This window comes from Saccharothrix sp. NBAS 001 (assembly GCF_056640475.1).
This window is the reverse complement of the sequence record NZ_CM153251.1, coordinates 420,907-443,971: the sequence shown is the minus strand read 5'-3', so window position 1 is coordinate 443,971 and position 23,065 is coordinate 420,907. Positions and strand designations below refer to the sequence as shown.

General features: G+C 73.0%; 27 protein-coding genes. 6 read left to right on the top strand and 21 right to left on the bottom strand.

Annotation, left to right across the window (positions count from 1 at the left end; all coding sequences use genetic code 11):
* Nucleotides 1–2: 2 nt before the first annotated feature.
* Genes AC0HI0_RS02040 through AC0HI0_RS02025 form a run of 4 tightly spaced genes read right to left on the bottom strand, consistent with a single transcriptional unit; the run spans nucleotide 3 to nucleotide 3,474 of the window.
* Complete coding sequence (locus AC0HI0_RS02040) at nucleotides 3–443, bottom strand: nuclear transport factor 2 family protein (RefSeq protein ID WP_480930508.1); 441 nt, start codon at nucleotides 441–443, stop codon at nucleotides 3–5.
* Nucleotides 440–1,405 carry an acyl-CoA dehydrogenase family protein gene (locus tag AC0HI0_RS02035; RefSeq protein WP_480930507.1) on the bottom strand — a complete coding sequence of 322 codons (966 nt, stop codon included), beginning with the start codon at nucleotides 1,403–1,405 and terminating at the stop codon, nucleotides 440–442. The genes AC0HI0_RS02040 and AC0HI0_RS02035 overlap by 4 nt, the downstream gene beginning before the upstream one ends.
* 28 nt (nucleotides 1,406–1,433) lie before the next feature.
* Nucleotides 1,434–2,597: an acyl-CoA dehydrogenase family protein gene (locus tag AC0HI0_RS02030; RefSeq protein WP_480930506.1), complete on the bottom strand. Its 1,164-nt coding sequence runs from the start codon at nucleotides 2,595–2,597 to the stop codon at nucleotides 1,434–1,436.
* A gap of 1 nt (nucleotide 2,598) precedes the next feature.
* The gene (locus AC0HI0_RS02025; protein ID WP_480934236.1) at nucleotides 2,599–3,474 is read right to left on the bottom strand and encodes an SDR family oxidoreductase; all 876 of its coding nucleotides are present in this window, start codon (nucleotides 3,472–3,474) and stop codon (nucleotides 2,599–2,601) included.
* An 87-nt stretch (nucleotides 3,475–3,561) separates the two neighbouring features.
* On the opposite strand from AC0HI0_RS02025, the gene AC0HI0_RS02020 reads away from it, so the two are divergent.
* From AC0HI0_RS02020 to AC0HI0_RS02000, 5 genes are all read left to right on the top strand, one after another.
* A complete protein-coding gene (locus AC0HI0_RS02020) occupies nucleotides 3,562–4,773 on the top strand; it encodes an MFS transporter (protein WP_480930505.1) in 1,212 nt (403 codons plus the stop codon).
* A 79-nt stretch (nucleotides 4,774–4,852) separates the two neighbouring features.
* On the top strand, nucleotides 4,853–5,611 hold the full coding sequence (locus AC0HI0_RS02015; RefSeq protein ID WP_480930504.1) for an SDR family NAD(P)-dependent oxidoreductase: 759 nt from the start codon (nucleotides 4,853–4,855) through the stop codon (nucleotides 5,609–5,611).
* Complete coding sequence (locus tag AC0HI0_RS02010; protein ID WP_480930503.1) at nucleotides 5,601–6,050, top strand: nuclear transport factor 2 family protein; 450 nt, start codon at nucleotides 5,601–5,603, stop codon at nucleotides 6,048–6,050. The genes AC0HI0_RS02015 and AC0HI0_RS02010 overlap by 11 nt, the downstream gene beginning before the upstream one ends.
* Nucleotides 6,047–6,784, top strand: coding sequence for an SDR family NAD(P)-dependent oxidoreductase (locus tag AC0HI0_RS02005; protein ID WP_480930502.1), 738 nt, complete (start codon nucleotides 6,047–6,049; stop codon nucleotides 6,782–6,784). The genes AC0HI0_RS02010 and AC0HI0_RS02005 overlap by 4 nt, the downstream gene beginning before the upstream one ends.
* On the top strand, nucleotides 6,781–7,275 hold the full coding sequence (locus AC0HI0_RS02000; protein ID WP_480930501.1) for a nuclear transport factor 2 family protein: 495 nt from the start codon (nucleotides 6,781–6,783) through the stop codon (nucleotides 7,273–7,275). Before AC0HI0_RS02005 ends, AC0HI0_RS02000 begins: the two co-directional genes overlap by 4 nt.
* A 6-nt stretch (nucleotides 7,276–7,281) precedes the next feature.
* On the opposite strand, the gene AC0HI0_RS01995 is transcribed toward AC0HI0_RS02000, so the two are convergent.
* The 4 genes from AC0HI0_RS01995 to AC0HI0_RS01980 form a co-directional block, all read right to left on the bottom strand.
* The gene (locus AC0HI0_RS01995; RefSeq protein WP_480930500.1) at nucleotides 7,282–7,611 is read right to left on the bottom strand and encodes a DUF1048 domain-containing protein; all 330 of its coding nucleotides are present in this window, start codon (nucleotides 7,609–7,611) and stop codon (nucleotides 7,282–7,284) included.
* Between the two features lies 1 nt (nucleotide 7,612).
* Complete coding sequence (locus tag AC0HI0_RS01990) at nucleotides 7,613–7,969, bottom strand: DUF1048 domain-containing protein (protein WP_480930499.1); 357 nt, start codon at nucleotides 7,967–7,969, stop codon at nucleotides 7,613–7,615.
* A complete protein-coding gene (locus tag AC0HI0_RS01985; protein WP_480930498.1) occupies nucleotides 7,966–8,292 on the bottom strand; it encodes a PadR family transcriptional regulator in 327 nt (108 codons plus the stop codon). Before AC0HI0_RS01985 ends, AC0HI0_RS01990 begins: the two co-directional genes overlap by 4 nt.
* Nucleotides 8,293–8,384: 92 nt before the next feature.
* Complete coding sequence (locus AC0HI0_RS01980) at nucleotides 8,385–9,083, bottom strand: DUF2695 domain-containing protein (protein WP_480930497.1); 699 nt, start codon at nucleotides 9,081–9,083, stop codon at nucleotides 8,385–8,387.
* A gap of 160 nt (nucleotides 9,084–9,243) precedes the next feature.
* Here AC0HI0_RS01980 and AC0HI0_RS01975 point away from each other — a divergent pair, with 160 nt between their 5' ends.
* Nucleotides 9,244–10,260, top strand: coding sequence for an agmatine deiminase family protein (locus tag AC0HI0_RS01975; RefSeq protein WP_480930496.1), 1,017 nt, complete (start codon nucleotides 9,244–9,246; stop codon nucleotides 10,258–10,260).
* Nucleotides 10,261–10,665: 405 nt separating this feature from the next.
* Here the strand turns inward: AC0HI0_RS01975 and AC0HI0_RS01970 are convergent, their stop codons facing one another.
* The 13 genes from AC0HI0_RS01970 to AC0HI0_RS01910 all read right to left on the bottom strand — a co-directional run bounded on the left by AC0HI0_RS01970 (nucleotide 10,666) and on the right by AC0HI0_RS01910 (nucleotide 23,053).
* Entirely contained in the window at nucleotides 10,666–11,484 is an 819-nt protein-coding gene (locus AC0HI0_RS01970; RefSeq protein WP_480930495.1) for an SDR family NAD(P)-dependent oxidoreductase, read from the bottom strand.
* Nucleotides 11,481–12,650 (bottom strand): lipid-transfer protein, encoded by a 1,170-nt coding sequence (locus AC0HI0_RS01965; RefSeq protein ID WP_480930494.1) that lies wholly within the window; start codon nucleotides 12,648–12,650, stop codon nucleotides 11,481–11,483. Before AC0HI0_RS01965 ends, AC0HI0_RS01970 begins: the two co-directional genes overlap by 4 nt.
* Nucleotides 12,647–13,045 (bottom strand): Zn-ribbon domain-containing OB-fold protein, encoded by a 399-nt coding sequence (locus AC0HI0_RS01960; RefSeq protein ID WP_480930493.1) that lies wholly within the window; start codon nucleotides 13,043–13,045, stop codon nucleotides 12,647–12,649. Before AC0HI0_RS01960 ends, AC0HI0_RS01965 begins: the two co-directional genes overlap by 4 nt.
* Nucleotides 13,042–13,875 (bottom strand): ATP-binding cassette domain-containing protein, encoded by an 834-nt coding sequence (locus AC0HI0_RS01955; RefSeq protein ID WP_480930492.1) that lies wholly within the window; start codon nucleotides 13,873–13,875, stop codon nucleotides 13,042–13,044. The genes AC0HI0_RS01960 and AC0HI0_RS01955 overlap by 4 nt, the downstream gene beginning before the upstream one ends.
* Nucleotides 13,875–14,864 (bottom strand): ABC transporter ATP-binding protein, encoded by a 990-nt coding sequence (locus AC0HI0_RS01950; protein ID WP_480930491.1) that lies wholly within the window; start codon nucleotides 14,862–14,864, stop codon nucleotides 13,875–13,877. Before AC0HI0_RS01950 ends, AC0HI0_RS01955 begins: the two co-directional genes overlap by 1 nt.
* 1 nt (nucleotide 14,865) lies before the next feature.
* Nucleotides 14,866–15,726: an ABC transporter permease gene (locus AC0HI0_RS01945; protein WP_480930490.1), complete on the bottom strand. Its 861-nt coding sequence runs from the start codon at nucleotides 15,724–15,726 to the stop codon at nucleotides 14,866–14,868.
* Complete coding sequence (locus tag AC0HI0_RS01940; RefSeq protein ID WP_480930489.1) at nucleotides 15,723–16,664, bottom strand: ABC transporter permease; 942 nt, start codon at nucleotides 16,662–16,664, stop codon at nucleotides 15,723–15,725. The genes AC0HI0_RS01945 and AC0HI0_RS01940 overlap by 4 nt, the downstream gene beginning before the upstream one ends.
* A 70-nt stretch (nucleotides 16,665–16,734) precedes the next feature.
* Nucleotides 16,735–18,315: an ABC transporter substrate-binding protein gene (locus AC0HI0_RS01935; RefSeq protein ID WP_480930488.1), complete on the bottom strand. Its 1,581-nt coding sequence runs from the start codon at nucleotides 18,313–18,315 to the stop codon at nucleotides 16,735–16,737.
* 14 nt (nucleotides 18,316–18,329) lie between these two features.
* Nucleotides 18,330–19,514 (bottom strand): lipid-transfer protein, encoded by a 1,185-nt coding sequence (locus AC0HI0_RS01930; protein WP_480930487.1) that lies wholly within the window; start codon nucleotides 19,512–19,514, stop codon nucleotides 18,330–18,332.
* Complete coding sequence (locus AC0HI0_RS01925) at nucleotides 19,511–19,894, bottom strand: MaoC/PaaZ C-terminal domain-containing protein (RefSeq protein WP_480930486.1); 384 nt, start codon at nucleotides 19,892–19,894, stop codon at nucleotides 19,511–19,513. Before AC0HI0_RS01925 ends, AC0HI0_RS01930 begins: the two co-directional genes overlap by 4 nt.
* Complete coding sequence (locus tag AC0HI0_RS01920; RefSeq protein WP_480930485.1) at nucleotides 19,891–20,967, bottom strand: acyl-CoA dehydrogenase family protein; 1,077 nt, start codon at nucleotides 20,965–20,967, stop codon at nucleotides 19,891–19,893. The genes AC0HI0_RS01925 and AC0HI0_RS01920 overlap by 4 nt, the downstream gene beginning before the upstream one ends.
* On the bottom strand, nucleotides 20,967–21,896 hold the full coding sequence (locus tag AC0HI0_RS01915) for a bifunctional MaoC family dehydratase N-terminal/OB-fold nucleic acid binding domain-containing protein (RefSeq protein WP_480930484.1): 930 nt from the start codon (nucleotides 21,894–21,896) through the stop codon (nucleotides 20,967–20,969). Before AC0HI0_RS01915 ends, AC0HI0_RS01920 begins: the two co-directional genes overlap by 1 nt.
* On the bottom strand, nucleotides 21,893–23,053 hold the full coding sequence (locus tag AC0HI0_RS01910; protein WP_480934235.1) for an acyl-CoA dehydrogenase family protein: 1,161 nt from the start codon (nucleotides 23,051–23,053) through the stop codon (nucleotides 21,893–21,895). Before AC0HI0_RS01910 ends, AC0HI0_RS01915 begins: the two co-directional genes overlap by 4 nt.
* Nucleotides 23,054–23,065 lie beyond the last annotated feature (12 nt).

The window sequence follows — 23,065 nt, the reverse complement described above, 5'->3', positions numbered from 1 at the left end:
CCTCAGCCGAGGCTGATCCGCCGCCGCGTCAAGACCCACCGACCGGCCACGCGCGCGAACTCGTCCCGGTAGACACCCATGCCGGTGAGGGCGGGCGCGTGGTCGGTCGAGGTGTAGAAGCGCCAGTAGGACACGGCGGTCGCCCGGTCGCCGTCCGGTGCCACCGACGTGCCGGTCACGACGTGCCGGGTGGCGGTGCCGGGGCCCTGGGTGCCCGCGGCCCGGCGTTCGACGACACCGGCGGCGATCTCCGCGAGTCCCGTGCGGACCTGGGCCGCGACGCCGGCCGCCGGGTGCTCGGGCATGTCCCACACCGCGTCCGGCGCGAACAGCGCCAGGTACTCCGCCACCGTGCCGTGGTCGGCGGTGTGCGCCAGCCGGGCGACGAGATCGCCGATCAGCACCCGGTCGCCGATGCCGGCCGGTGCGGGGTCGGCGGTCACAGGCCGGCCAGCCGCGCGACCCGTTCCCGCAGCACGGGCCCGGAGCCGAACAGCAGCTGGTTCGCCTTGGCGCGCTTGAGGTACAGGTGCGCGTCGTGCTCGAAGGTGAACCCGATGCCGCCGTGCAACTGCACCGACTCCGCCGCCACGGCCATCAGCGCGTCCGCGCACACGGCCTTCGCCAGCGGCGCGACCAGCGCCCGTTCCTCGTCGCCCGACACCGCGTACCAGGCGGTCGCCAGGGCGCCCTGCACCACCACCGCGAGGTCCGCGCAGCGGTGCTTGAGCGCCTGGAACGACCCGAGCGGCCGACCGAACTGGTGCCGCACCTTCAGGTACTCGACGGTCAGGTCCAGGCAGGTCTGGGCGGCTGCCGCCGACTCCACCGCGAGCGCGGTCAACGTCAAGTCGCCCAACAGGTCCACGGCCTGCGGTCCGCCGACGCGGGTCCCCCCGTCGACCGAGACGGCGGCCAGCGCGCGGGTGTGGTCGAGCGCGGTCAGCCGACGCCGGGCGACGCCAGGCGCGGCGCCGTCCACCGCGTACAGGCCGTCGTCGGCGGCGAACAGCAGGACGTCGACGTCCACGCCGTGGATCGCGATGCCGTCGACGACGTGGGAAACCGAAGCGCCGTCGGCGATCCGGGTCAGCAGGGCGTCGGCTTCGGGGGTGGCGCACGAGTCCAGCGCGGCGGTCGCCACGAGCGTGGTCAGCAGCGGCGACGGGGTGAGGCGGCGGCCGAACTCGGCCAGCACCACGGCGGCGTCGGCGAACTCCGCCCCCATCCCGCCACAGCGTTGCGGCACCAGCAGCGCCGAGACGCCCAGTTCCGCGCACGCCCGTCGCCACAGCTCCAGGTCCAGCCCCGGCTCGGTGAACGCGACGTCGCGCGGCCGGTCGTGGCCGGCCAGGAAGTCGGCGACGGTGCGGCGCATCTCCCGCTGCTCGGTGGTGTCGTTCATCGCCTCTCCTACCGGGCTCGTCGGTGCTCTACCGGGGCAGGCCGAGCATCCGCTCGGCGATGATCGTGCGCTGCACCTCGTTGGTGCCGCCGTAGATGGTGTCCGCGCGGGTGTAGAGGAACAGCCGCTGCGCGTCGGTCAGGTCGTACGGCGGGCCTTCCGCGACCAGGCCCGCCGCGCCGGCCACGTCGACGGCGAGTTCGCCCAGGTCCCGGTGCCAGTTCGACCACTGGAGCTTGGACACCGAGCCCTCCAGGCCGGACACCCCGTCACCGGCCGAGGTGAGCGTGCGCAAAGCCGTGTAGCGCATGACTTTCAGGCCGATCCACGCCTCGGTGACCCGGGCCCGCAGCACCGGATCGGCCAGCGCCCCGTTGGCGCGGGCGGCGGCGATCACCGCGTCGAGTTCGCGCTCGAACCCGATCTGCTGGCCGAGCGTGGCCACGCCCCGTTCGAACGCCAGCGTCGCCAGCGCGACCCGCCACCCGTCGCCCTCCGCGCCGACCAGGTTCTCCACCCCGGTCACCGCGCCGTCGAAGAACACCTCGTTGAACTCGGAGGTCCCGGTGAGCTGGGCGATCGGCCGCACCACGACGCCCTGCTGGTCCATCGGCACCAGCAGGTAAGACAGGCCCCGGTGGCGCGTCGAGGCCGGGTCGGTGCGGGCGACCACGAAGCACCAGTCGGCCAGGTGCGCCAGCGACGTCCAGACCTTCTGCCCGGTGATCTCGTAGTGGTCGCCGCGGCGGACCGCCCGGGTCCGCACGCCCGCCAGGTCCGACCCCGCGCCGGGCTCGGAATAGCCTTGGCACCACAGGGTTTCGCCGCGCAGGATGCCGGGCAGGAACCGCCGCTTCTGCTCGGCCGTGCCGTGCGCCAGCAGGGTCGGCCCGACCAGCTGCTCGCTCATGTGCCCGAGCCGGCCGGGCGCGCCGGCCCGCGCGCACTCCTCGTGGAAGATCACCTGGCGGACCAGCGACAGCCCGCGCCCGCCGTCCTCGACCGGCCAGCCCAGGCCGATCCAGCCGCCTTCACCGAGCCGGCGCTCCCACGCCCGGCGGCGGTCCTCCGCCTCGTGCTCGTGGCCCGGCCCGCCCGCGCCGACCACGTCGGCGAACTCGCCGGTCAGCTGCTCGGCCAGCCACGCCCGCACCTCGTCGCGGAACTCCTCGTCCTGCGCGCTCAGCAGCATGTCACGCCCCGTAGACCGGCGTCGGCGGCTCGGCGTCGGCGACCAGCCCGGCGATCACCGGACCGAGTTCGGCGGCCTCCCAGCGGCGCTCGCGCGCGGCCGGCGGCCCGTGCCGCCACCCGTCGGCCAGCGACACCTCGCCGCCCGCGATCTCGAACACCCGCCCGGTCACGCCCTCGGCCTCGTCGCTGCCCAGCCACGCGACCAGCGGCGAGACGTTCGCCGGGTCCATCTGGTCGAAGCCCTCGGCGGGCCGGGCCATCCGGTCGGCGAACACCGCCTCGGTCATCGGGGTGCGGGCGGAGGGCGCGATCGCGTTGACGACCACCCCGTAGCGGGCCAGTTCGACCGCGGCGATCTGGGTCAGCACCGCGATCCCGGCCTTGGCCGCCGCGTAGTTGCCCTGCCCGACGCTGCCCATCAGGCCCGCGCCGGAGGACGTGTTCACCACCCGCGCCGCGAGCCGCTCGCCGGCCTTGGACCGGTCGCGCCAGTAGGCGGCGGCGTGCCGCAGGGGCGCGAAGTGGCCCTTGAGGTCGATCCGCAGCACCTGGTCCCACTCCTGCTCGGTCATCGTCACGAGCATCCGGTCCCGGTTGACGCCCGCGTTGTTGACCAGGGTGTCCAACCGGCCGTAAGCGCGCACGGCGGAGGCGACGAGGTCTTCGGCGTACGCCCAGTCGGCGACGTCGCCGAGGCTCACCAGCGCCTCGCCGCCCTCGGCCCGGACCCGCGCGGCGACCTGTTCGACCGCCGGGTCCACGTCGTTGAGCACCAGCCGCGCGCCTTGGCGGGCGAACTCCAGCGCGTGCGCCGCGCCCAACCCCTGACTCGCGCCGGTGACGACCACCGACCGCCCCGCGCACACCCCTGTCACCACTGGCCGCACCTCGCCCCTTCGTCCGTTCGGCTGAGGAAACCACACGTTGACCAGACAAGCAAGCGCTTGGTAGAGATGCCCGCCATGGGCATGTTCCGCGCGATGCGCCACCGGCCGTTCCGCCTGCTGTGGGGGTCGGTGCTGCTGGTGCAGCTCGGCTACTGGTTCACCACCATCGCCTTCCAGTGGCAGGTCGCGCACCTCACCGGCAACGACTCGCTGGCGCTGGGCGTGCTCTACTTCGCCACCTTCGCGCCCTACCTGCTGTTCTCGCTGCCCGCCGGGGTGCTGACCGACACCCGGGACCGCCGGGCGCTGCTGCTGGCCGCGCTGGTCTGCTCGATCGCGCTGGCGGCCGGGTGCGTGGTCCTGGCACTGCTCGACGCGATGCCGATCGCCGTGGTGCTGCCGCTGGCGTTCCTGGCCGGGTGCGTGATCACGGTGGTGTCGCCGGCGAACCAGGCGCTGACCGCGAACGCCGTGCCGGCCGCCGACCTGGGCAGCGCGGTGCCGTTGCAGTCCATGGGCCTCAACCTGGCCCGGATCGCCGGGCCGGCGTTGGCCGGACCGGTGCTGCTGGTGTCCGGCGCGACGGCGGCGTTCGGCGTCTACGCGGTGACGTGCGTGGCCGCGCTGTCGCTGGCCCTGCGCCTGCGGGTGCCGCACCTGCCCCGGCCGCACCTGCGGGAGAGCGCGCTGCGGCGGGTCGCGGCCGGGATCGCGCACGCCCGGTCCCGGCCGCCCGCGCCCGCCGCGCTGGTCGTGGTGGCGGTGACCTCGGTGTTCGGGTCGGCGTTCCAGTCGCAGCTACCGGTGCTGGGCGCCCGGGTCGCCGACGACGGCGAGGCGGCGTTCCTGGTCCTGGTGGTGGCCGGGGGCGTCGGGTCGCTGCTGGGCGTGGTCGCGGTGGCCCGACGCCGGGAGCCCGTGACCCTCGGGTCGGCCGCCGGGCAGTTGGCCGTGCTCGGGGTGGTGGTGGGCGCGCTGGGCGCGGTCCGGTGGTTCCCGCTGATGACCGCGCTGCTGGCGGTGGCGGGCGGGTTGACGTTCTCGATCATGACCTCGGTCAACACCATGCTCCAGCGCCTGGTGGACGACGCCCAGCGCGGTCGCGTGCTCAGCCTGTACTTCCTGTGCTGGGGCGGGCTGCTGCCCTTCGGCGGGCTGGGCATCGGCTCGCTGATCCCGACCGCCGGGCCGGTGCCGGCGTTCGGCCTGGCCGGGCTCGTGGCGGCGGTGACCGGCGGGGTGATCGCACTGCGCGCCCGGCCCACCGCGCCGGGCACCGCCGGTTGACGCGGCGGCGAGGGGTTTGACGGCGGGGCGGCGCGCTCCTAGCATCCAACCAAGCGCTTGTTTGACCACGGGAGGTGGCGTGACCGACTTCGCAGCGCGCGACGGCGTGGCCGTCGTGACCGGCGGCACGGGCGGGCTGGGCGCGGCGGTCTGCCGGCTGCTCGCCGAACGCGGGTCCGCCGTCGCCCTGACCTACCGGGCCAACGCGGACGCGGCCCGGTCACTGGTCGCCGACCTCACCGCGGCGGGCGCGCGGGCGCGGGCCGAGCAGGTCGACCTCGCCGACGCGGAGCGCACCGACGAGGTGCTGACGTCGTTCGGCGAGATCCACACCCTGGTCCACGCGGCGGGCCCGCACATCCCGATGGTGCACCTGTCCGCCGTGCCGCCCGCGCGGTACGCGGCCCAGCTCAACCAGGAGGCCGCCGCGTTCTTCAACGTGGTGAGCGCGGCGCTGCCGTCGTTGCGCCGCAACAGGGGCAACGTCGTCGCGGTCACCACGGCCGCCACCACCCGCTACCCCGTGCGGGACGGGCTCTCCAGCGGTACCAAGGGGGCCGTGGAAGCGCTGGTGCGGGCCTTCGCCGCCGAGGAGGGCCGCTACGGGCTGCGGTTCAACAGCGTCGGGCCGGGGATGCTGACCGACGGGATGGCCGAGCGGCTGATCGGGTCCGGCGACCTCGACGAGCGGGCGCTGGCCGTGGCGCGCGGCAACATCCCGCTGCGGCGCTTCGGTCGCGCCGCCGACATCGCCGAGGCGGTCGCGTTCCTGGCCTCGGACCGGGCCGGGTTCGTCACCGGCCAGAAGCTCGACGTGGACGGCGGCTATGGAGTCTGAGCTGCTCGCCGAGCGCGAGATCCACCGCGCGCTGCTGCGCTACTGCCGGGGCGTCGACCGGCGGGACCGTGAGGCGGTGCGCGCGGTCTTCCACCCCGACGCGGTGATCCGGATGGGCCGGTTCACCGGCGGTGTCGAGGAGTTCGTGGCGTTCCTGTGGGACGTGGTCACCCGCCGGGACATGACCGTGCACTACCTGACCAACACCCTGGTCGAGTTCGACGCGGGCGGCGCGGACGTCGAGTCCTACGGCATCGCGTTCCAGCGCGGCCCGAACCCGCCGCCGGACGGCAACCTCGTCACCGGCTTCCGCTACCTCGACCGGTTCACGCGGCACGACGGGCGGTGGCTGCTGCGCGAGCGCAGCACCGTGTCCGAGTGGGCCCGCGTGGACGACCTGTCCGGCCGTTGGCCCCGACCCTCCGGGAGTGCACGTTGAGCGTTTCACTGGGATTCCGCGCGGGCGACGTCGTCGTGGTCACCGGAGCGGCGAGCGGTATCGGCCGGGCGGTGGCCCGTTCGGCCGCGGCGCAAGGACTCGTCGTGGCGGCCTGGGACCTCGACGGCGACGGCGCGGCGGACACCGTCGACGGGATCGCGGCCGAAGGCGGCACGGCGCTGGCGGTGACCGCCGACGTGAGCGACGCGGCGCAGGTCGCCGACGGGTTCGCGCGCACCCGTGAGCTGGGCGAGATCCGGCACCTGGTCAACAACGCCGGGCCGTCGTCGGCCGTGGAGATGGAGTTCGAGGAGGCGCTGCGGGTCTCGGTGGGCAGCATGCGCCGGATGGTCGAGACGTGGCTGTCGCCCACCGCGCCGCCGGGCGCGACGCTGGTGAACATCGCCTCGGTGGCCGGCAACGTCATCGGCACCGCGTCGGACTGGTACTGCGCGAGCAAGTCCGCGATCGCCGGGTACACCAGGCACCTGGCCGCGTACCGCAGCCACGAGGTGCGGGCGAACGCCGTCGCGCCCGGCATGACCGACACGCCCCGGCTGGCCGGTTTCGCGGCCGGCGCGGTCGGGCGGCGCGCGTTGGAGCGGATTCCGCTGCACCGCATGGGAGAACCGGAGGAGATCGGCTGGGCGGTGCTGTTCCTGCTGTCCCCCTTGGCGTCCTACGTCAACGGCGCGTTCCTGCCGGTGGACGGCGGCTGGACGGTGACCCAGTGAGCGCCGCCGAGGTGCACGAGGTGGTGCTGCGGTACTGCCGCGGTGTCGACCGCCTCGACCTGGACCTGGTGCGCTCGTGCTACCACCCGGGCGGCGTCGACCACCACACCGGCTTCACCGGCGACGTGGACGCCTACCTCGCCTGGGTGGAGCCCGCGCTGCGCCGGTTCGCCGGGACCATGCACGTCGTGGCGAACCACCTGGCGGAGTTCGCCGGCGACGTGGCCGTGGCCGAGACCTACGGGTACGCCGCGCACTGGGGCGATCCGGCCGACGACCCCCGGCTCAACTTCACCAGCGGATTCCGCTACGTGGACCGGATGACGCGGGAGGGCGGCCGGTGGGCGATCCGGGAGCGCTGGGCGGTGCGCGAGTGGACCCGGTCCGACGCGGGCCGGCTGATCCCGAAGGAAGCTGCCGGGCCCTCCCCCGCCCGGGACCGCACCGACCCCTGGTACCTGGCCCGGGAGGCGGCGTTCGGCCCCCGATGACCTCGGTCAGGACGGGGTCGGCGGGTCGGCCTTGCCGGCGGCGGCCTCCTGGTAGAGGTCCGCGTAGGTGCGCGAGTCCTTGATCAGGCCGTCGCAGAACGCGGCGACGTCGTCGCCGACGAGTTCCAGCACGCCCTTGCCGGCCGCGACGCCCTCTTCGAAGAAGTCGACCACGTCGGCGAGCAGGGTGCCGTCGAGCAGGTCGACCGGCCCGACCTTGAAGATGTACTTCTGCATCTCCTGGTAGACGATCCGGTAGTCCGGCGGGAGCGTCTTGACCCGCGCCACGTGCGCCCGCCACTGCTTCTTGCCCTCGATGATGTCCTGGATTCCCACGTCAGCCTCCCAGCCGGCCCAGTTTCCGCGCGACGTTCCGGTTCAACTGCTCGCGCCACCGGTCGCGGTAGTTCCGCGCCCCTTCGCCGCCGGCCAGCGCCGCGCAGAAGCCCGCGACGTCGTCGCCCAGCACCTCGTGCACGCCCTGCCCGTCGGCCGCCGTCACTTCGAGCAGCCCCAGCGCGCCGTCGAGGATCGGCATCAGGTTGCGGCCGGTGAAGTCCCCGTAGTGGGACAGGTGGCCCTTGACCTGTTCCCACGCCGCCCAGTGGTCGGCCGGCAACGCGGCGGCCCGGACCTCGAACGCCTTCCACTCCCTGGTGAGATCGCTGCCGGTGATGGTCTCCCAGAAATTCATGTCCCACCCTCCTTGAGCCTGTCGATCCGTGCGGTGATGAACTCCCACTTCGCCCAGAACGTCGCGAGTTGCGCGCGCCCCGCGTCGTTGAGCGCGTAGAACTTGCGCGGCGGGCCGAGCCCGGACGGCCGCTTCGCCACCTCCACGAGCCCGTTCTTCTCCAGCCGCAGCAGGATCGTGTAGACGGTCCCCTCCACGACGTCGGTGAAGCCCAGTTCGTTGAGCCGGCGCGTGATGGCGTACCCGTAGGTCTCCTCGCCGCCGATGATCTCCAGCACGCAGCCCTCCAGCGTGCCCTTCAGCATCTCCGTCAGGTCGTCCATCGTGTGAGCCCTCTTCGATCTGCCAGTACTCGGTGCCACCGAGTACTACTACACCGTATCACCAAGTAGCGGTCCTGCCCAGCTCGTCCCGGTCAGGGATTCCCCGGGCCGGTCAGCAACGCCACGACTTCGCAGTCGCAGGTGCAGGACAGGATGTTCAGGGCGCGGTACAGGCGCGACCACGGGAGTTCCCTCGCCCGCGCCCACTGCCTGGTCGAGGTGAGCTTGTCGTCGCACCCGGCGGCCACGCCTCCGGCGACGTGCGCCACGAGGCCGTCCGGCGCGCCGATGATCGAGTCGAGCCGGACGCGGGCGCGGCGGCGCTGGTCGTCGTAGAACTCCTCGCGCAGCGCCCGGCACCGCTCCTCCCGGTCGGGCAGGTCGGCCGTCCGCAACGCCAGGCGCTGCTCGAACACCACGACCCGGAACCGCTCCAGCGACAGCACGACCGCCGGAAGACCCTTGGCGGGGAAGATGATGATCTCGTCGTCGTACTCGTCGTGGCGCTCCAACCGCTCGTCGAGCAGCTCGTCGAGGTCGAGCGCCCCCGGCTCCTCGCCGTCGAGCACCAGAGCGCCCACCTCCTCCTCCAGCTCCACGAACCGGGGGTGCGGCCACAGCGGGAGGAAGAGGTTGTCCGAGCCCTCCAACTCGATCACCATGCCGCCGCCCACCGCGCACACCGCACCGGTCCGCGCGATGGTCGAGAAGAAGTACTCGCGCCGCGAGATGCCGTCCCCGCTCCACACCTGACGCGCCTCTTCTTCCGGGATCAGGGGGAACGTCGTCATCGGCGGTACTCCTCACCAGTCGCTTTACGGCGGACGACAGCCTAAAGGTGCCGCGCGGGCGCGCCGCCGCGCGGCAACTCCCCGAATTGCGGATCCCGCCGTGGTCCCGCACCCTGGGCCGGTCGGCGGGAGGCGGCAACCGGGAACGGGAGCGCGGGGCATGTGGTCGATGCCGGACGAGGGGTTGCCGCACAAGCGGACGTGGATGGCGTTCGGCGTCGGCGACCGGATCTGGGAACCGTCGCAGGTGCCGGTGGTCCGCCGCGACCTCGCCACGATCGCCACCACCATCGCGCGGTTCGAACCGGTCTCCCTGCTGGTGCGCCCGGAAGAACTGGACCTGGCACGCGACCTGCTCGGCGACGCCGAGGTCGAACTGGTCCCGGCGGCGCTGGACGACCTGTGGATGCGCGACACCGGGCCGGTGTTCGTCAAGGGCGACAACGGCAAAGCCGCGATCGACTTCAACTTCAACGGCTGGGGCCGCAAGCAGGCGCACCGCGACGACGCCCGCGTGGCGGCGTTCACCGCCGCACGGGCCGGTGTCCGGACCGTGCGCACCGATCTCGTGCTCGAAGGCGGCGGTGTCGAGGTCGACGGCGACGGCACGGCCGTCGTCACCGAGAGCTGCGTGCTCAACCGCAACCGCAACCCCGGGCTGTCGAAGCAGGACGTCGAGTCCCGGCTGGCCGAGCTGCTCGGCGTGCGGAAGATCATCTGGCTGCCCGGTGTCGCCGGGCAGGACATCACCGACGGCCACACCGACTTCTACGCCCGCTTCGCCGGCCCCGGCGTCGTGGTCGCCGCACTCGACAACGACCCGGAGTCCTACGACTACGACGTCACGCGACGCCACCGGGAACTGCTGGCGGCCGCCACCGACGCGCGAGGGCGTCGACTGCGGGTCGAGGTGATCGAGGCCCCGTCCCAGGTGCGCCCCGCGCACGCCGACGACGAGGACTTCGCCGCCGGCTACGTCAACTTCTACGTGTGCAACGGCGCGGTCGTCTGCCCGGAGTTCGGCGACCCCGCAGCAGACTCGGCGGCCCGCGCCACGCTGCAACGCCTCTACCCGGGCCGGCAGGTCGTGCAGATCGACATCGACGGGATCGCCGCCGGCGGTGGCGGAATCCACTGCACAACGCAACAGGAACCTGCGGACTGGAGCCTGACCTGAAAGCCGGGCCTGGTCACCGGCCGTCTCGGACCCGGTCGCCGGACCCCGACCCCCGGCCATGACCTGTGGACATGGTGCGGTCGTTGACGTTGCCGCCGGTCAGGGCGACCGACAGTGGCCGGAGATGCCCGTCGCGGGCGAGGCGGATCCGGTGGTGGGTCCGCTGCGGGACCGGCCGACGGCATGATCACCTGGCCCGCCGTGCCCCGGCGCGGTCCAACCGCCTGTGTGGGACGCGGACGCGATCGTGCGGCGGGCGCGCACGATGCCGGTCTCGACCAGGACCTCACGGTCGAGTTCGTCGGTCGCCTCGGCGACCACCCGCACCCCCGGCCGCCGGCGAGGACGGGGCGCCGTCCCGGGACCACCGCGCAAACGCGCGGACCGTCGACCACCCGACGGCCGTCACCTACCGCCGGACAGCGGTCCAGCCGGGTCGTCCGCCTCCGTCCGCACACCCGGCGACGCGGCACGTTCCGCGTTGCGGCGCACGAGATCCGCGCGGTCCGGGCCGCTGCGGGCACGGGCGGCGGCGCGGTTGCCGGACGTCACCCAGACCGGGCCGTCCGCGAGGTGGGCCAGCGCTTCGGCGGCGACGTCCGCCGGGTCGTCGGCGTGGTCCAGGCGCAGGCCGGCGCGGCGCATGGCCGGGGTGTCGGTCAGGCCCAGCACCAACTCCACGACGTCCACGCCGTGCGGCCGGAGTTCGGCCCACAGACCCTCGGCGAAGATCCGGCCGAACGCCTTGGCCGCCGCGTACGCGCCGATCTCCCGGTGCCCGAGGTAGCCCGCCAGCGAGCCGACGAGCAGGATCCCGCCCCGGCCACGGGCCTTGAGGTCCGGGCCGAACAGGCGGCACAGCTCCAGCCGCGCCGTGACGTTGAGGTCGACCACCTTCCGGATCTCCGCCAACTCGCTGTGCACGAACTCGCCCCGGTGCGTGTTCGCCCCGGCGTTCACCACCAGCAGGCCGACGTCCAAGTCCCGCGTGGCGTCCCGCACCGCCTCGACGGCACCCGGGGCCAGCAGGTCCAGCGCCAACGCCCGGACCTGGACCCCTTGTCGCGCAACCGATTCGGCGACCTCGGCCAGCGGCCCGGGTTTGCGGGCGACGAGGAGCAGGTGGACGCCCGCCCGCGCCAACTCCTCCGCCAGCGCCGCGCCCACGCCCTCCGAACCTCCCGCGACCACCGCCCACGGGCCGTACCGCCCGGCGTCGATCACCGGTCCGCGCCCAGCACCAGCGCACTGGTCGGCACCGGCGAACCGCCCGTCACCAGCACGTGCTCGACCCGCGCGGGCTGGTTGACCGACGTCCCCCGGACCAGCCGCACGGCCTCGGCGATCCCGTTCACGCCGTGCACGTACGCCTCGCCCAGCTGCCCTCCGTTGGTGTTGCACGGCAACGACCCGTCCACCTCAAGGTGCCCGTCCCGCACGAAGTCCTTGGCCTCGCCCCGCCCGCAGAACCCGTACTCCTCCAGCTGGAGCAGCACCATCGGCGTGAACGCGTCGTAGAGCACCGCCGCGTCCATCTCCGCCGGGCCCAACCCGCTCTGCGCCCACAACTGCTCCGCGCACACCCGGGCCTCGGGCAGGTCGGCGATGTCCGGACGGGAGAAGCTGCTCATCGAGATCTGCTGCGGCCCGACGCCTTGCGCCGCCGCCCGGATCACCGCGGGCGGCTGCGCCAGGTCGCGGGCCCGCTCCAGGCTGGTGATCACCAGCGCCTGCGCGCCGTCGGTCTCCTGGCAGCAGTCCAACAGCCGCAACGGGTCCACGATCCACCGGGACGCCTGGTGGTCGGCCAGCGTGATCGGCCTGCGGTAGCCCCACGCGCGCGGGTTGACCGCCGCGTGCTTGCGCGCCAGCACGGAAACCCGACCGAAGTCCTCGCTGGTCACGCCGTAGTCGTGCATGTACCGCCGGGCGACGACGGCCTCCTGCTGCGCGGGCGTGAGCAGACCGTAGGGGTTGATCCAGTTCCGGTACTCCTGGTCGGTGGACGGCTGGTAGGCGAACGGCGGCGGTCCCGCGCCGAACCGCACGCCCGACCGTTCGTTGAACGCCCGGTACACCACCACGACCTCGGCCATGCCGGTCGCGATCGCCATCGCGGCCTGCTGCACGGGCGCGCACGCGCCACCGCCGCCGTGCGGGATGCGGCTGAAGAACCGCAGGCGCGGGATGCCCAGCGCCCGCGCCACGGCGATCTCCGGGTTGCCCTCCATGGTGAACAGCGACACGCCGTCCACGTCCTCGGGCCGCAGACCGGCGTCGCCCAACGCCGCCAGCACGCTCTCGCAGGCCAACCGCCACTCGCTGCGCCCCGAGTTCTTGGAGAACTCGGTCGCGCCGATCCCGGCGACGGCCGCCACCCCGGAGATCACGCCCGCTCCCGCAACGTCGGCAGCACGTCGCCGCCGTGGTGCGGCGCGAACACCACCTCCACCGGCAGCCCGATCCGCACCCGCGCCGGGTCGACCGCCGGCATGTCCGCCACCAACCGCACCCCTTCGTCCAGCTCCGCCAAGCCGATCACCAGCGGGTAGTCGAACGCGGGGTCCTCGGGGTGGTAGGAGATCGCGTAGCTGTGCAGGACGCCGGTCCCCCGGGACGCGACCGCGTCCCACTCGAACGACCGGCAGTGCGCGCACGTCGGCGCGGGCGGGTGCCGGAGTTCCCCGCACGGCGCGCAACGCTGGAACACCAGCCGCCCCTCCCGCGCGGCGGCGAACCAGAACTCGTTGTCCGGCGTCACGACCAGCCGGGGCACGGCGGTCACGTGGTCACGTCCGCGGGCGTGAGGAACCGGCCGTCGCGGTCCCTCGGGATCGGCACCGGGATCGCCTTCAGCAGCCGCTGCGTGTACTCCGCCCGCGGCGACTGGAACACCTCCTCGACCGTGCCCTGCTCGACCACCTCGCCGGAGGCCATCACCAGCACCCGGTCCGCGATCACCTCCACCAGCGCCAGGTCGTGGCACACGAACAGGTAGGCCAACCCCAACTCCTCCTGGAGGTCGCGCAGCAGGTTCAGCACCTGCGCGCGCACCGAGACGTCCAGCGCCGCAACGGGTTCGTCGCACACGATCAGGTCCGGCTCCAGCGTCAACGCCCGCGCGATCGCGACCCGCTGCAACTGCCCGCCGGACAGCTCGGCCGGGTACCGCGCCAGGTAGCGGCTCCCGATCCCCACGCGGTCCAGCAGCCGGGCGACCTCGCGGTCGCGGGTCGCGCGGTCGCGACCGGTGTGCACGAGGAGGGGTTCGGCGACCGCGTCGGCCACGGCCATCCTCGGGTCGAGGGAGCTGTACGGGTCCTGGAAGATCATCTGCATCCGGGGCCGCAACGCGCGCAGCCGCGACCGCCGCACCCGCCGGAGGTCGATCCCGTCGAAGGTGATGGTGCCGCTGTCCGCCTCGACCAACCGCAGCACCATCCGCCCCACGGTCGACTTGCCCGCGCCGGACTCCCCCACCACCGCGAGGCACTCGCCCGGGTCGAGGTGGAACGACACGTCCTTCACCGCGTGCGTCCACCGGGTGCGCCGGCCGAGCAGGTCCCGCCCGGAGGAGAACGACTTGGACAGCCCCGAAACGTCGAGCAGCGCCATCAGAGCACCACGCCTTCCAGGTTCAGCTCCGCCGCGCGCAGGCACCGCGCGCGGTCCCCGTCCAGCGGCGGGTGCACGACGTCGCAGCGGCCCGCCACGCGGTGCGCGCACCGGTCCTGGAAGCGGCACCCCGACGGCCACCCGCCGGGCGCGGGGATGCCGCCGGGGATCGCGACCAGCCGCCGGGAGTGGTTGCGGGCGTTGGGGATCGACGCGAGCAGGCCCGCCGTGTAGGGGTGGCGCGGCCGGTAGAACACCTCGCCGGCGGTGCCGCGCTCGGCGATCTCGCCCGCGTACATCACCACGACCTCGCGGCACAGCTCGGCCACCACCGCCAGGTCGTGGCTGACGAACAGCAGCGACACGCCGGTCTCGGCCTGGAGTTCCCGCAGCAGTTCCAGGATCCGCTCCTGCACGGTCACGTCCAGCGCGGTGGTCGGCTCGTCGGCGATCAGCAGCCGGGGGTTGCACGCCATCACCATCGCGATCATCACGCGCTGGCACATGCCGCCGCTGAACGCGTGCGGGTACTCATCGACCCGTTGCGCCGCACCGGGAATCCGCACCAGGTCGAGCATCTCCACCGCGCGCGCCCTGGCCTGTCCGCGGTTGAGCCCGAGGTGGCGGCGCACCGACTCGGCGATCTGGTCGCCCACCGTGTACGCGGGGTTGAGGCTGCGGGTCGGCTGCTGGAAGATCATGCCCATCCCCGGCCCGCGCAGCCCGCGCCACCGCTTCGGGTCGCCGCCGGTCAGTTCCTCGCCGTCGAACACGACCGACCCGGCGGCGATCCGCCCGCCGGAAGCGCCGGTCAACCCCATGACGGCCAGCGAGGTCACCGTCTTGCCCGACCCGGACTCGCCGACCAGCGCCGTCGCGCCGCCCTCCGCCAGGTCGAACGAGACCCCTTCGACGGCGCGCACCCAGCCGCGCCCGGTGTCGTCGGGGAACTCGACGGCCAGGTCCCGAACCTCCAGCAACGCGCCCACGTCAGTCTCCGTTCCCGCCGGACCGGCTGCGCACCAGGGCCCGGCGCACGCCGTCGCCGAGGTAGGTGAACGCGAGCACGGTGAGGAAGATCATCACGCCGGGCGGCCACACCAGGTGCGGCGCGAGCGCCATGTTCGACGACGCGGTCGACAGCATGGAACCCCAGCTGGCGTCCGGCGGGCGCACGCCCAGGCCGAGGAAGCTCAGGCTCGCCTCCGCCGCCACCGCCGCGCCCAGCGACACCGACATCACCAGCACCACGGGCGGCAGCACGTTCGGCAGCACGTGCCGCACGGCGGTCCGGGTCGTGGTCAGCCCCAACGTCACCGACGCCTCGATGTAGGTCTCGTGCCGCACGTCCATGGTCGCCGCCCGCGCGACCCGGAAGAACCGGGGTGCCATCACCAGCCCCACGGCCAGCATCGCGTTGGTGATGCCGGACCCGAGCACCGCGACGATCGTGATGGCCAGCACCAGCGACGGCGCGCTCATCAACGCGTCCATCACCCGGGTCAGCACCACCCCGAGCCACCCGCCGCGATAGCCCGCGAGCACCCCCAGCGGCAGCCCGATGACGATCGAGACCACCACGGCCTGCGCCGCCGCCCACAGTGACACGCGCGCGCCGAACAGCAGGCGGCTCAGCACGTCCCGGCCGTAGTCGTCGGTGCCCAGCAGGTGCTCGCCGCTGGGTGGGCGCAGGCGCACCAACAGGTTCTGGGTGTTGGGTTCGTAGGGCGCGATGAGCGGCGCGAGCACCGCCACCACGATCAACAGCACGATGAACACCGCCGCGAACACCGTGGACCTGCGCCGCAGCACTCCACGCGCGATGCCCGTGCGGGCGGTCGTTGCGCTCATGTCCGCACCTTCGGGTTGAAGTAGCCGTAGGAGACGTCCACCAGGAGGTTGACCAGCACCACCACGACGGTGGAGAACAGCACGAAACCCAGCAGCACCGGGATGTCCCGGCTCTGCACGCTGTCCACGGCCAGCCGGCCCAGCCCCGGCATGTTGAAGATCAGCTCGATGGTGACCGTGCCCGCGAGCACCTCCGAGACCCGGAAGCCGAACACGGTCACCACCGGGATGGCGGCGTTCTTCAAGCCGTGCTTGAGGACCACGCTGCCCCGGCTGAGCCCCTTCGCCTCGGCGTTGAGGACGTAGTCCGACTTGAGCACCTGCCCCAGCGCGGAGCGCAGTTGCAGGGTCACCTCGGCGGCCGGCAGCAGCCCGAGCGCGAGGCCGGGCAGCACCAGGTGCGACAGCCACGTGCCGACCCCGGCCGACAGCGGCTGGTAGCCGAACGCCGGGAACACCTGGTAGGTCACCGCGAACAGCGACGCCAGCACCAGCGCGAACCAGAACGCCGGGATGGCGATGGCGATCGACGCGAGCCAGTTCACCGTCCGGTCAAGCGCCCCGCCGGGCCGCATCGCGGACAGCACGGCCAGCGCCACGCCGATCAGCACCGCCATCACCATGGCCACCAGCACCAACGACAGCGTGGTCGCCATCCGCCGCAGCAGCAGGTCCGACACGAACTGCCCGGACATGAACGAACTGCCCAGGTCGCCCCGCACGGCACCGCCGACCCAGCGCAGGTAGCGCTCCAGCACGGAGTGGTCCAGGCCGAGCTGGGTGCGGATCGCGGCGATCCGCTCCGGTGTCGGCTCGTCACCCGCGAGCACCACCGCCTGGTCTCCCGGCGCGAGGTCGATCAGCAGGAAGACCAGCAGCGGCACCACGAACAGCAGGGGGATGGCGGCGAGAAGTCGCCTGCCCGCATAGCGCAGCACGGTGCGTCCCTCGTCTCGTCGGATCGGTGTCGGATCGGGTCGGATCGGTGTCGTCGGCTCGGGCCGTCGCTCAGCCCTTGCGCATGGCCACGGTGCGCAGGTCCCAGATGCCGATGTCGGCCCACGGGACGTCCGCCACGTACATCACCTTGTTGTTGGAGATCGCGGCGTTGGTCAGCCGGCAGACCGGGATGTACCAGGCTTCCTTGAGCGTGGTGGTCCAGATCTGCTCGTACAGCGGCGCGCGCTGCTCCTGGGTCAGCGTCGGGTCGGCGGCCTTGGCGGCCGTCTCCTTGATCAGGTCCGGGTTCGCGGCCAGCTTGTAGGTGCCCAGCAGGAACGTGTTCACGGTGTCCGCCGGGTCGACCTTGGGGCTCATCGAGGTGGCCACCAGCAGCTCGAAGTCGCCGGCGATGAACCGGGCTTCGCTCTCCGAGTTCGGCACCGGGTTGAGCTGCGCGTCGATGCCCGCCGCCGCCAGCGCGCCCTGCACGACGTTCGCGGGCTGCTCGGCGTTGGTGCCGGCGGCGAACGTGACGCTCACCTTCGCGCCGCCGGCGGCGGTCACCAGCGACTTGGCCTTGGCCGCGTCGAAACCGTAGGGGTACTGGTAGTTCTTGATCGCCGACCACTCGTTGTCCGGGTGGATCTGGCGGTGCGGCGCGCACATGCCGGAGAACAGCGCGTTGACCGCCTCCGGGTCGATGGCGTGCGCGATGGCCTGGCGCACCTCGGGCTTGGCCAGGTCGCCCCGCCCGGCCCGCAGGTACAGGCCGACCACGTTGCGGTAGGTCACCGGCTGGAAGTTGAGCTGTCCGGTGGACGCGAGCTGCTTGGCCTGCGCGAGGTCGTTGGCGGAGCTGACGTAGGACAGGTCGGTCTGTCCTGTTTGGACGCCCTTGAGCCGGGTCGCGGCCTCCGGCACGCGTTCGAGCCGCATGCCGGCCACCCGGCCGGCCTTCGGGTCCCAGTAGCCCTCGGCGCGCTTGACGACCAGCTTCTCCTGCGGCACGAACTCGCTGACCACGTACGGGCCGGAGCCGGCGGTGCCGGGCTTGGCGGACAGGTCCGCCGCCGGGTCGGCGATCGCCTTGGGGCTGAGCATCATGCCGACGTTGGTGGCGAACGAGCTGGGCAGCGCGACACCGGTGCCCTTGGTCAGCTTCAGCCGCACGGTGGCCGGGTCGACCACCTGCACCTCGGTGATGTCGTTGAGCGCGGACTTCACCGTGCTGCCCTGCAGGGTCTTGCCCCGGTTGATGTTCGCCTTGACCGCTTCGCCGTCGAACGCCGTGCCGTCGTGGAACTTCACGTCGGTGCGGAGCTTCAGCTCCAGGTACGAGCCGTCCTCGGCGTACTCCCACGAGGTGGCCAGGCCGGGGACGATCTTGTTGTCCTTGTCCAGCATGGTCAACCGGTCGTAGAGCAGCGCGAGGTAGCCCTGGAGGCCGTAGGAGGGCTGCAACGCCGGGTCCAGCAGCGGCAGCGGCGCGGCCGAGCTGAACCGCAGCTCCGCGTTCGGGTCGATGTCGGACTCGGCGTCCGAGGGCGCGGCGGACGTGGCGCCACCGCCGCCCGAGCAGCCGGCCAGGGCGAACACCGCCGCGGCGGCCAGGGCGAGACGGCGGTGTCCCGCTTTCCGAACGTTCATGGCACTTCTCTCATTCATCGGGGGTCGGTGGTCAGCAGGAGGGCGCTGGTCGGTACGCCGACACCGGCGGTGACCAGGACGTTCGACACGTCGGCGGGCTGCGTGGTGGAGGTGCCCCGGACCAGCCGGACCCCCTCCGCGATCCCGTTGACGCCGTGCAGGTAGCCCTCCCCGAGCTGCCCGCCGTGGGTGTTGGTCGGCAACCGGCCGCCGACCTCCAGGTGGCCGTCGGCGATGAAGTCCTTGGCCTCGCCGCGCCCGCAGAACCCGTACTCCTCCAGTTGGTGCAGCACGTACGGGGTGAAGTGGTCGTAGAGCACGGCGGCGTCCACATCGGACGGTCCGAGGCCGGACTGCGCCCACAGCTGCCGCGCGCACAGCTCCACCTCCGGCACCCGGGTCAGGTCCGGCCGGTAGTAGCTGGTCATCGAGTACTGGTCGGGTCCGCTGCCCTGCGCGGCGGCGGCGATCACCGCCGGCGGGTGCGGCAGGTCGCGCGCCCGCTCGGTGCTCACCACGACCAGCGCCTGCCCGCCGTCGGTCTCCTGGCAGCAGTCCAGCAGGTGCAGCGGTTCGGCGATCCAGCGCGACCGCTGGTGCTCGGCCAGCGTGATCGGGCGGCCGTGGAACCAGGCGCGCGGGTTGACCGCCGCGTGCTTGCGCGCCACCACCGCGACCCGGCCGAAGTCCTCGCTCGTCGCGCCGTAGACGTGCATGTAGCGGCGGGCGAACATCGCGGTGTGCTGGGCCGGGGTGAGCAGGCCGTACGGGTTGACCCAGCTGCGGTACTCGTTCTCGGTGGTGCCGGCGGTCTTGCCGGGCGGCGGGCCCAGGCCGAAGCGGACGCCGGAACGCTCGTTGAACGCCCGGTACACCACGACGACGTCGGCGATCCCGGTGGCCACCGCCATGGCGGCCTGCTGCACGGGCGTGCACGCGCCGCCACCGCCGTGCGGGACGCGGCTGAAGAACGTCAGCTCGGGGATGCCCAGCGCGCGGGCCACCATGTTCTCCGAGTTGGTCTCCATGGTGAACGTGGACATGCCGTCGACCTCGGCGGGCGCGATGCCCGCGTCGTCCAGCGCGGCCCGCACCGCCTCCACCGCCAGCCGGAGTTCGCTGCGCCCGGAGTCCTTGGAGAACTCGGTCGCGCCGATGCCCGCGACGGCGGCCTTGCCGGACAGGAAATCCGATGTCACGCCGGCACCTCCAGGGTGACCTCGGAGAGGGCGTGCGCGCCCTTGCTGTTGGTGCCGCGCACCGAGACCCGGACCGTGCCGCCGTCCACCGCGAGCACCTCGCCGGTGAAGGTCAACGTGTCGCCGGGGAAGTTCGGCACGCCCAACCGGGTCTTGAGCCTGGTCAGCCGGGCGCCGGGGCCGGCCCAGTCGGTGACGTACCGGCCGACGAGTCCGTTGGTGTTGTTGATGCTCATGTACGTGTCGGGGGTGCCGCGCTCGACCGCGCGCGCCGGGTCGTGGTGCACGTCCTCGAAATCGCGGGTGGCCAGCGCGCCCGCGACGATCAGCGTGCGGGTGATCGGGACGGCCAGTTCGGGCAGCTTGTCACCGGTCTTCACACCAGACCCCCGATCCGGTGCAGGTGGTAGGAGGCGGAGCCGAAGGTGTTGGCGAGCTGGGTGGTCCACAGCATGTGCCGGTGGATCGGGTACGTGACGTCCGCACCGAGCCCGCCGTGCAGGTGCTGCACGGTCCGCGCCACCCGGTCGCCCGCGTCCGCCGACCACCAGCGCGCCACGTGCACGGCCGCCGCCGAGTCGCGGTCGGTGGCCAGCCGCCACACCGCGTTCCACAGCGTCACCTCCATCGCCTCGGTGTCGATGTGGCAGTTCGCGGCCTGGTGCGCGACGGCCTGGAAGGTGGCCAGCGGCACGCCGAACTGGTGGCGCTGCGAGACGTACTCCGCCGCCTGCCGCACGGCCGACTGGCTGACGCCCAGTTGGAGCGCGGCGAGGCCGGTCCAGGCGTGCCGGGTCAGCCAGCCCGGCCGGTCCTCCGCCGGGCCGTCGCCGAGCCGTTCGGCGGGCGTGTCGGCGAGCACGAGGTCCACGGCCACGCCCCGGTCGGTGCGTTCGGCGCGGTGCCGTTCGACGCCTTCGGTGGCGACCAGGAAAAGGTGGGTGTGGCCGGTTTCGGTGCGCGCGGGCACGATGACGGCGTCGGCGAGGTGTCCGGCGGGAACGGCCCGGGTGACCCCGCCGAGCGTCCAACCGTCGTCGGACCCCTTGGCCTCGCAGGAGACTTGCCACGGCTGTTCGAGCGCCGCCGTCAGCACGGCGGTGCCTTCCGCGATCCGGGGCAGCCAGTGCGCGCGCTGCTCGTCGGTGCCGTAGCGGACGATCGGCAGCGCGCCGAGCACGGCGGTCTCCCACAGCGGCACCAGGCCGAGCGTGCGGCCCTGTTCGACCAGGGCGGGCACCAGGGCGTCGAAGCCCAGGCCCGCACCGCCGTGGTCGGCCGGCACGACGAGACCGAGCACGCCGCTGTCGGCGAGGTCGCGCCACAGCCGCCGGTCGAACCGGTCGGGTCCGGCCTCCAGCTCCGCGAGGCGGGTCGGGTCGGCGCGGCGCTCGAACACCCCGCGCGCCAGGCCCGCGACCGTTTCCTGGTCCTCGGAGGGTCGGAAGTCCATCAGGCGTCCTCCTCGACGGGCCGGAACCGGGGCAGCACCAGGTCCGGGGCGTGCTCGACCCACTCGACCTCGACCCGCGCGCCGATCCGCGCGGTGTCCCCGGCGAAGTCGGCGACCAGCCGGGTGCCCTCGTCGAGGTCGACCAGCACGGCGGTGAGCGGGTAGTCGAAGCCGGGGGCCTTCGGGTGGTGGCTGGTGACGAAGCTGTGCACGGTGCCGCGCCCGGCGGACGGGACTTCGTGCCATTCCAGGGAGTTGCACCGCGCGCACATCGGCGTGGGCGGGTGGCGCAGCACGCCGCAGTCCGAGCAGCACTGGATGACCAGCCGCCGCTCCCGGGCCGCCGCGAACCAGAACTCGTTGTCCCGCAGGATGAACGGCCTCGGACGCGCCCCGAGGTCCGGCGCGGCGGGCTTGGGCGCGAAGCGGAGGATGCGGAACCGCTGCCGGGCCACGACTTCGCCGTCCTGGTCGGTGTAGGTGCGCAGGGTGGTGATGAAGTGGCCGTCGCCCAGCGCGGTCCGCTTGCGCGGCGAGACGTCCTCGATGACGGTGGTCATCGCGAGCTGGTCGCCGGGCACGAGTTCGCGCAGGTACTCGTGCTCGTCGTCGGTGGCGACCACGCCGGTGAACCCGGCGTCGCCGAGCAGGCCCAGCAGGCGGGTCATCGGCGAGTCCGGCGCGCCGTCGCGCAGCGCGGCGGTGTGCGCGCGGTAGCCGGCCATCAGCCAGGTGGACAGCATCGGCGGCGGTGCGACGATCCCGGCCCGGCCGGTGGCCTTGGCCGCCTCGTCGTCCAGGTAGACCGGGTTGGTGTCGCCCACGGCCTCCACGAAGTGCCGGATCATCGGCCGGTTCACCGGCTCCTGCGCGTGCCGGACCGGTGTCGCCTCCTGGCCGACGAACGCCCGCAACAGGTCCACGGTCACCGCCCCCTGCGCGGCAGGCCGAGCCCGGCGACCGCGATCATGTCCCGCAGCACCTCGTTGGTGCCGCCGCCGAACGTGTTGATGTACGACCCCCGGGTCAGCGCCTCCAGCCGGCCGCCCAGCGCAGCGTCGGGCGAGCCGGGACGCCGGGTCGCGGGCCACCCGACCGCGCCGACCAGCGTCCGGCACACCTCGTCGTGGGTCTCGGTGCCGAACACCTTGGCCACCGAAGCCGCTGCGGGAGAGGGGTTCTCGCCTTCGCCGACCACCGCGAGCTTCCAGTTCAGCAGCCGCATCGCGGCCACCCGCGCGTAGCTGCGGGCCAGGTCCGCGCGCACCCACGGCAGCTCGGCCGTCCCGGTTTCGGCGCACCACGCGGCCACGTCGTCCCACAGCTGCTCGGTGCGCCCGCCCATGGCGGCCAGCCCGGCGCGCTCGTGGCCGAGCTGGGAGGTGATGAGCCGCCAGCCGCCGTTCACCTCGCCGACGACGCTGCCCTTCGGCACGCGGACGTTCTCGTAGTAGGAGGCGTTGGTGTGGGTGATGCCGGACGTGGCGATGGGCGTGCAGCTGAAGCCCGGCGCGGACGTCGGCACGATCAGGATGGTGATGCCCTTGTGCTTCGGGGCGTCCGGGTCGGTGCGGCAGGCCAGCCACACGTAGTCGGACTGGCTCACCCCGCTGGTGAACACCTTGCTGCCGTTGACGACCCACTCGTCGCCGACGAGTTCGGCGCGCGTCGACAGCGACGCCAGGTCCGTGCCCGCCTCGGGTTCGCTGTAGCCGATGGCGAACACCACGTCCCCGGTCAGCATCCCGGGCAGGTACGCGGCTTTCTGCTCCTCGGTGCCGTGGCGCTGGAGCATCGGGCCGATGTTGTTGATGGTGACGAAGGGGAACGGGGCCTGCGCGCGTTGCACCTCGTCGAACAGGATGTACTGGTCGACCGCGCCGCGGCCCTGGCCGCCGTGCTCGACCGGCCAGCCCAGGCCGAGCCAGCCGTCGCGGCCCATCCGCCGCACGACCTCGCGGTAGGCGGGCCGGTCCTCGTTGGTGCCGCCGATCGCCTCCCGCACCTCGGGGGTGAGCAGCGCGGCGAAGTACGCGCGCAGCTCCCGGCTCAGCTCCCGCTGGTCGGGCGTGTACTCCAGGAACATCCGGGTCCTCTC

Coding starts and splice junctions, on each gene's coding strand:
- AC0HI0_RS02035 (WP_480930507.1), bottom strand. CDS start 1,405: ATGAACGACACCACCGAGCAGCGGGAGATGCGCCGCACCGTCGCCGAC.
- AC0HI0_RS02030 (WP_480930506.1), bottom strand. CDS start 2,597: ATGCTGCTGAGCGCGCAGGACGAGGAGTTCCGCGACGAGGTGCGGGCG.
- AC0HI0_RS02020 (WP_480930505.1), top strand. CDS start 3,562: ATGGGCATGTTCCGCGCGATGCGCCACCGGCCGTTCCGCCTGCTGTGG.
- AC0HI0_RS02010 (WP_480930503.1), top strand. CDS start 5,601: ATGGAGTCTGAGCTGCTCGCCGAGCGCGAGATCCACCGCGCGCTGCTG.
- AC0HI0_RS01990 (WP_480930499.1), bottom strand. CDS start 7,969: ATGAATTTCTGGGAGACCATCACCGGCAGCGATCTCACCAGGGAGTGG.
- AC0HI0_RS01985 (WP_480930498.1), bottom strand. CDS start 8,292: ATGGACGACCTGACGGAGATGCTGAAGGGCACGCTGGAGGGCTGCGTG.
- AC0HI0_RS01980 (WP_480930497.1), bottom strand. CDS start 9,083: ATGACGACGTTCCCCCTGATCCCGGAAGAAGAGGCGCGTCAGGTGTGG.
- AC0HI0_RS01975 (WP_480930496.1), top strand. CDS start 9,244: ATGTGGTCGATGCCGGACGAGGGGTTGCCGCACAAGCGGACGTGGATG.
- AC0HI0_RS01955 (WP_480930492.1), bottom strand. CDS start 13,875: ATGGCGCTGCTCGACGTTTCGGGGCTGTCCAAGTCGTTCTCCTCCGGG.
- AC0HI0_RS01945 (WP_480930490.1), bottom strand. CDS start 15,726: ATGAGCGCAACGACCGCCCGCACGGGCATCGCGCGTGGAGTGCTGCGG.
- AC0HI0_RS01935 (WP_480930488.1), bottom strand. CDS start 18,315: ATGAACGTTCGGAAAGCGGGACACCGCCGTCTCGCCCTGGCCGCCGCG.
- AC0HI0_RS01920 (WP_480930485.1), bottom strand. CDS start 20,967: ATGGACTTCCGACCCTCCGAGGACCAGGAAACGGTCGCGGGCCTGGCG.
- AC0HI0_RS01910 (WP_480934235.1), bottom strand. CDS start 23,053: ATGTTCCTGGAGTACACGCCCGACCAGCGGGAGCTGAGCCGGGAGCTG.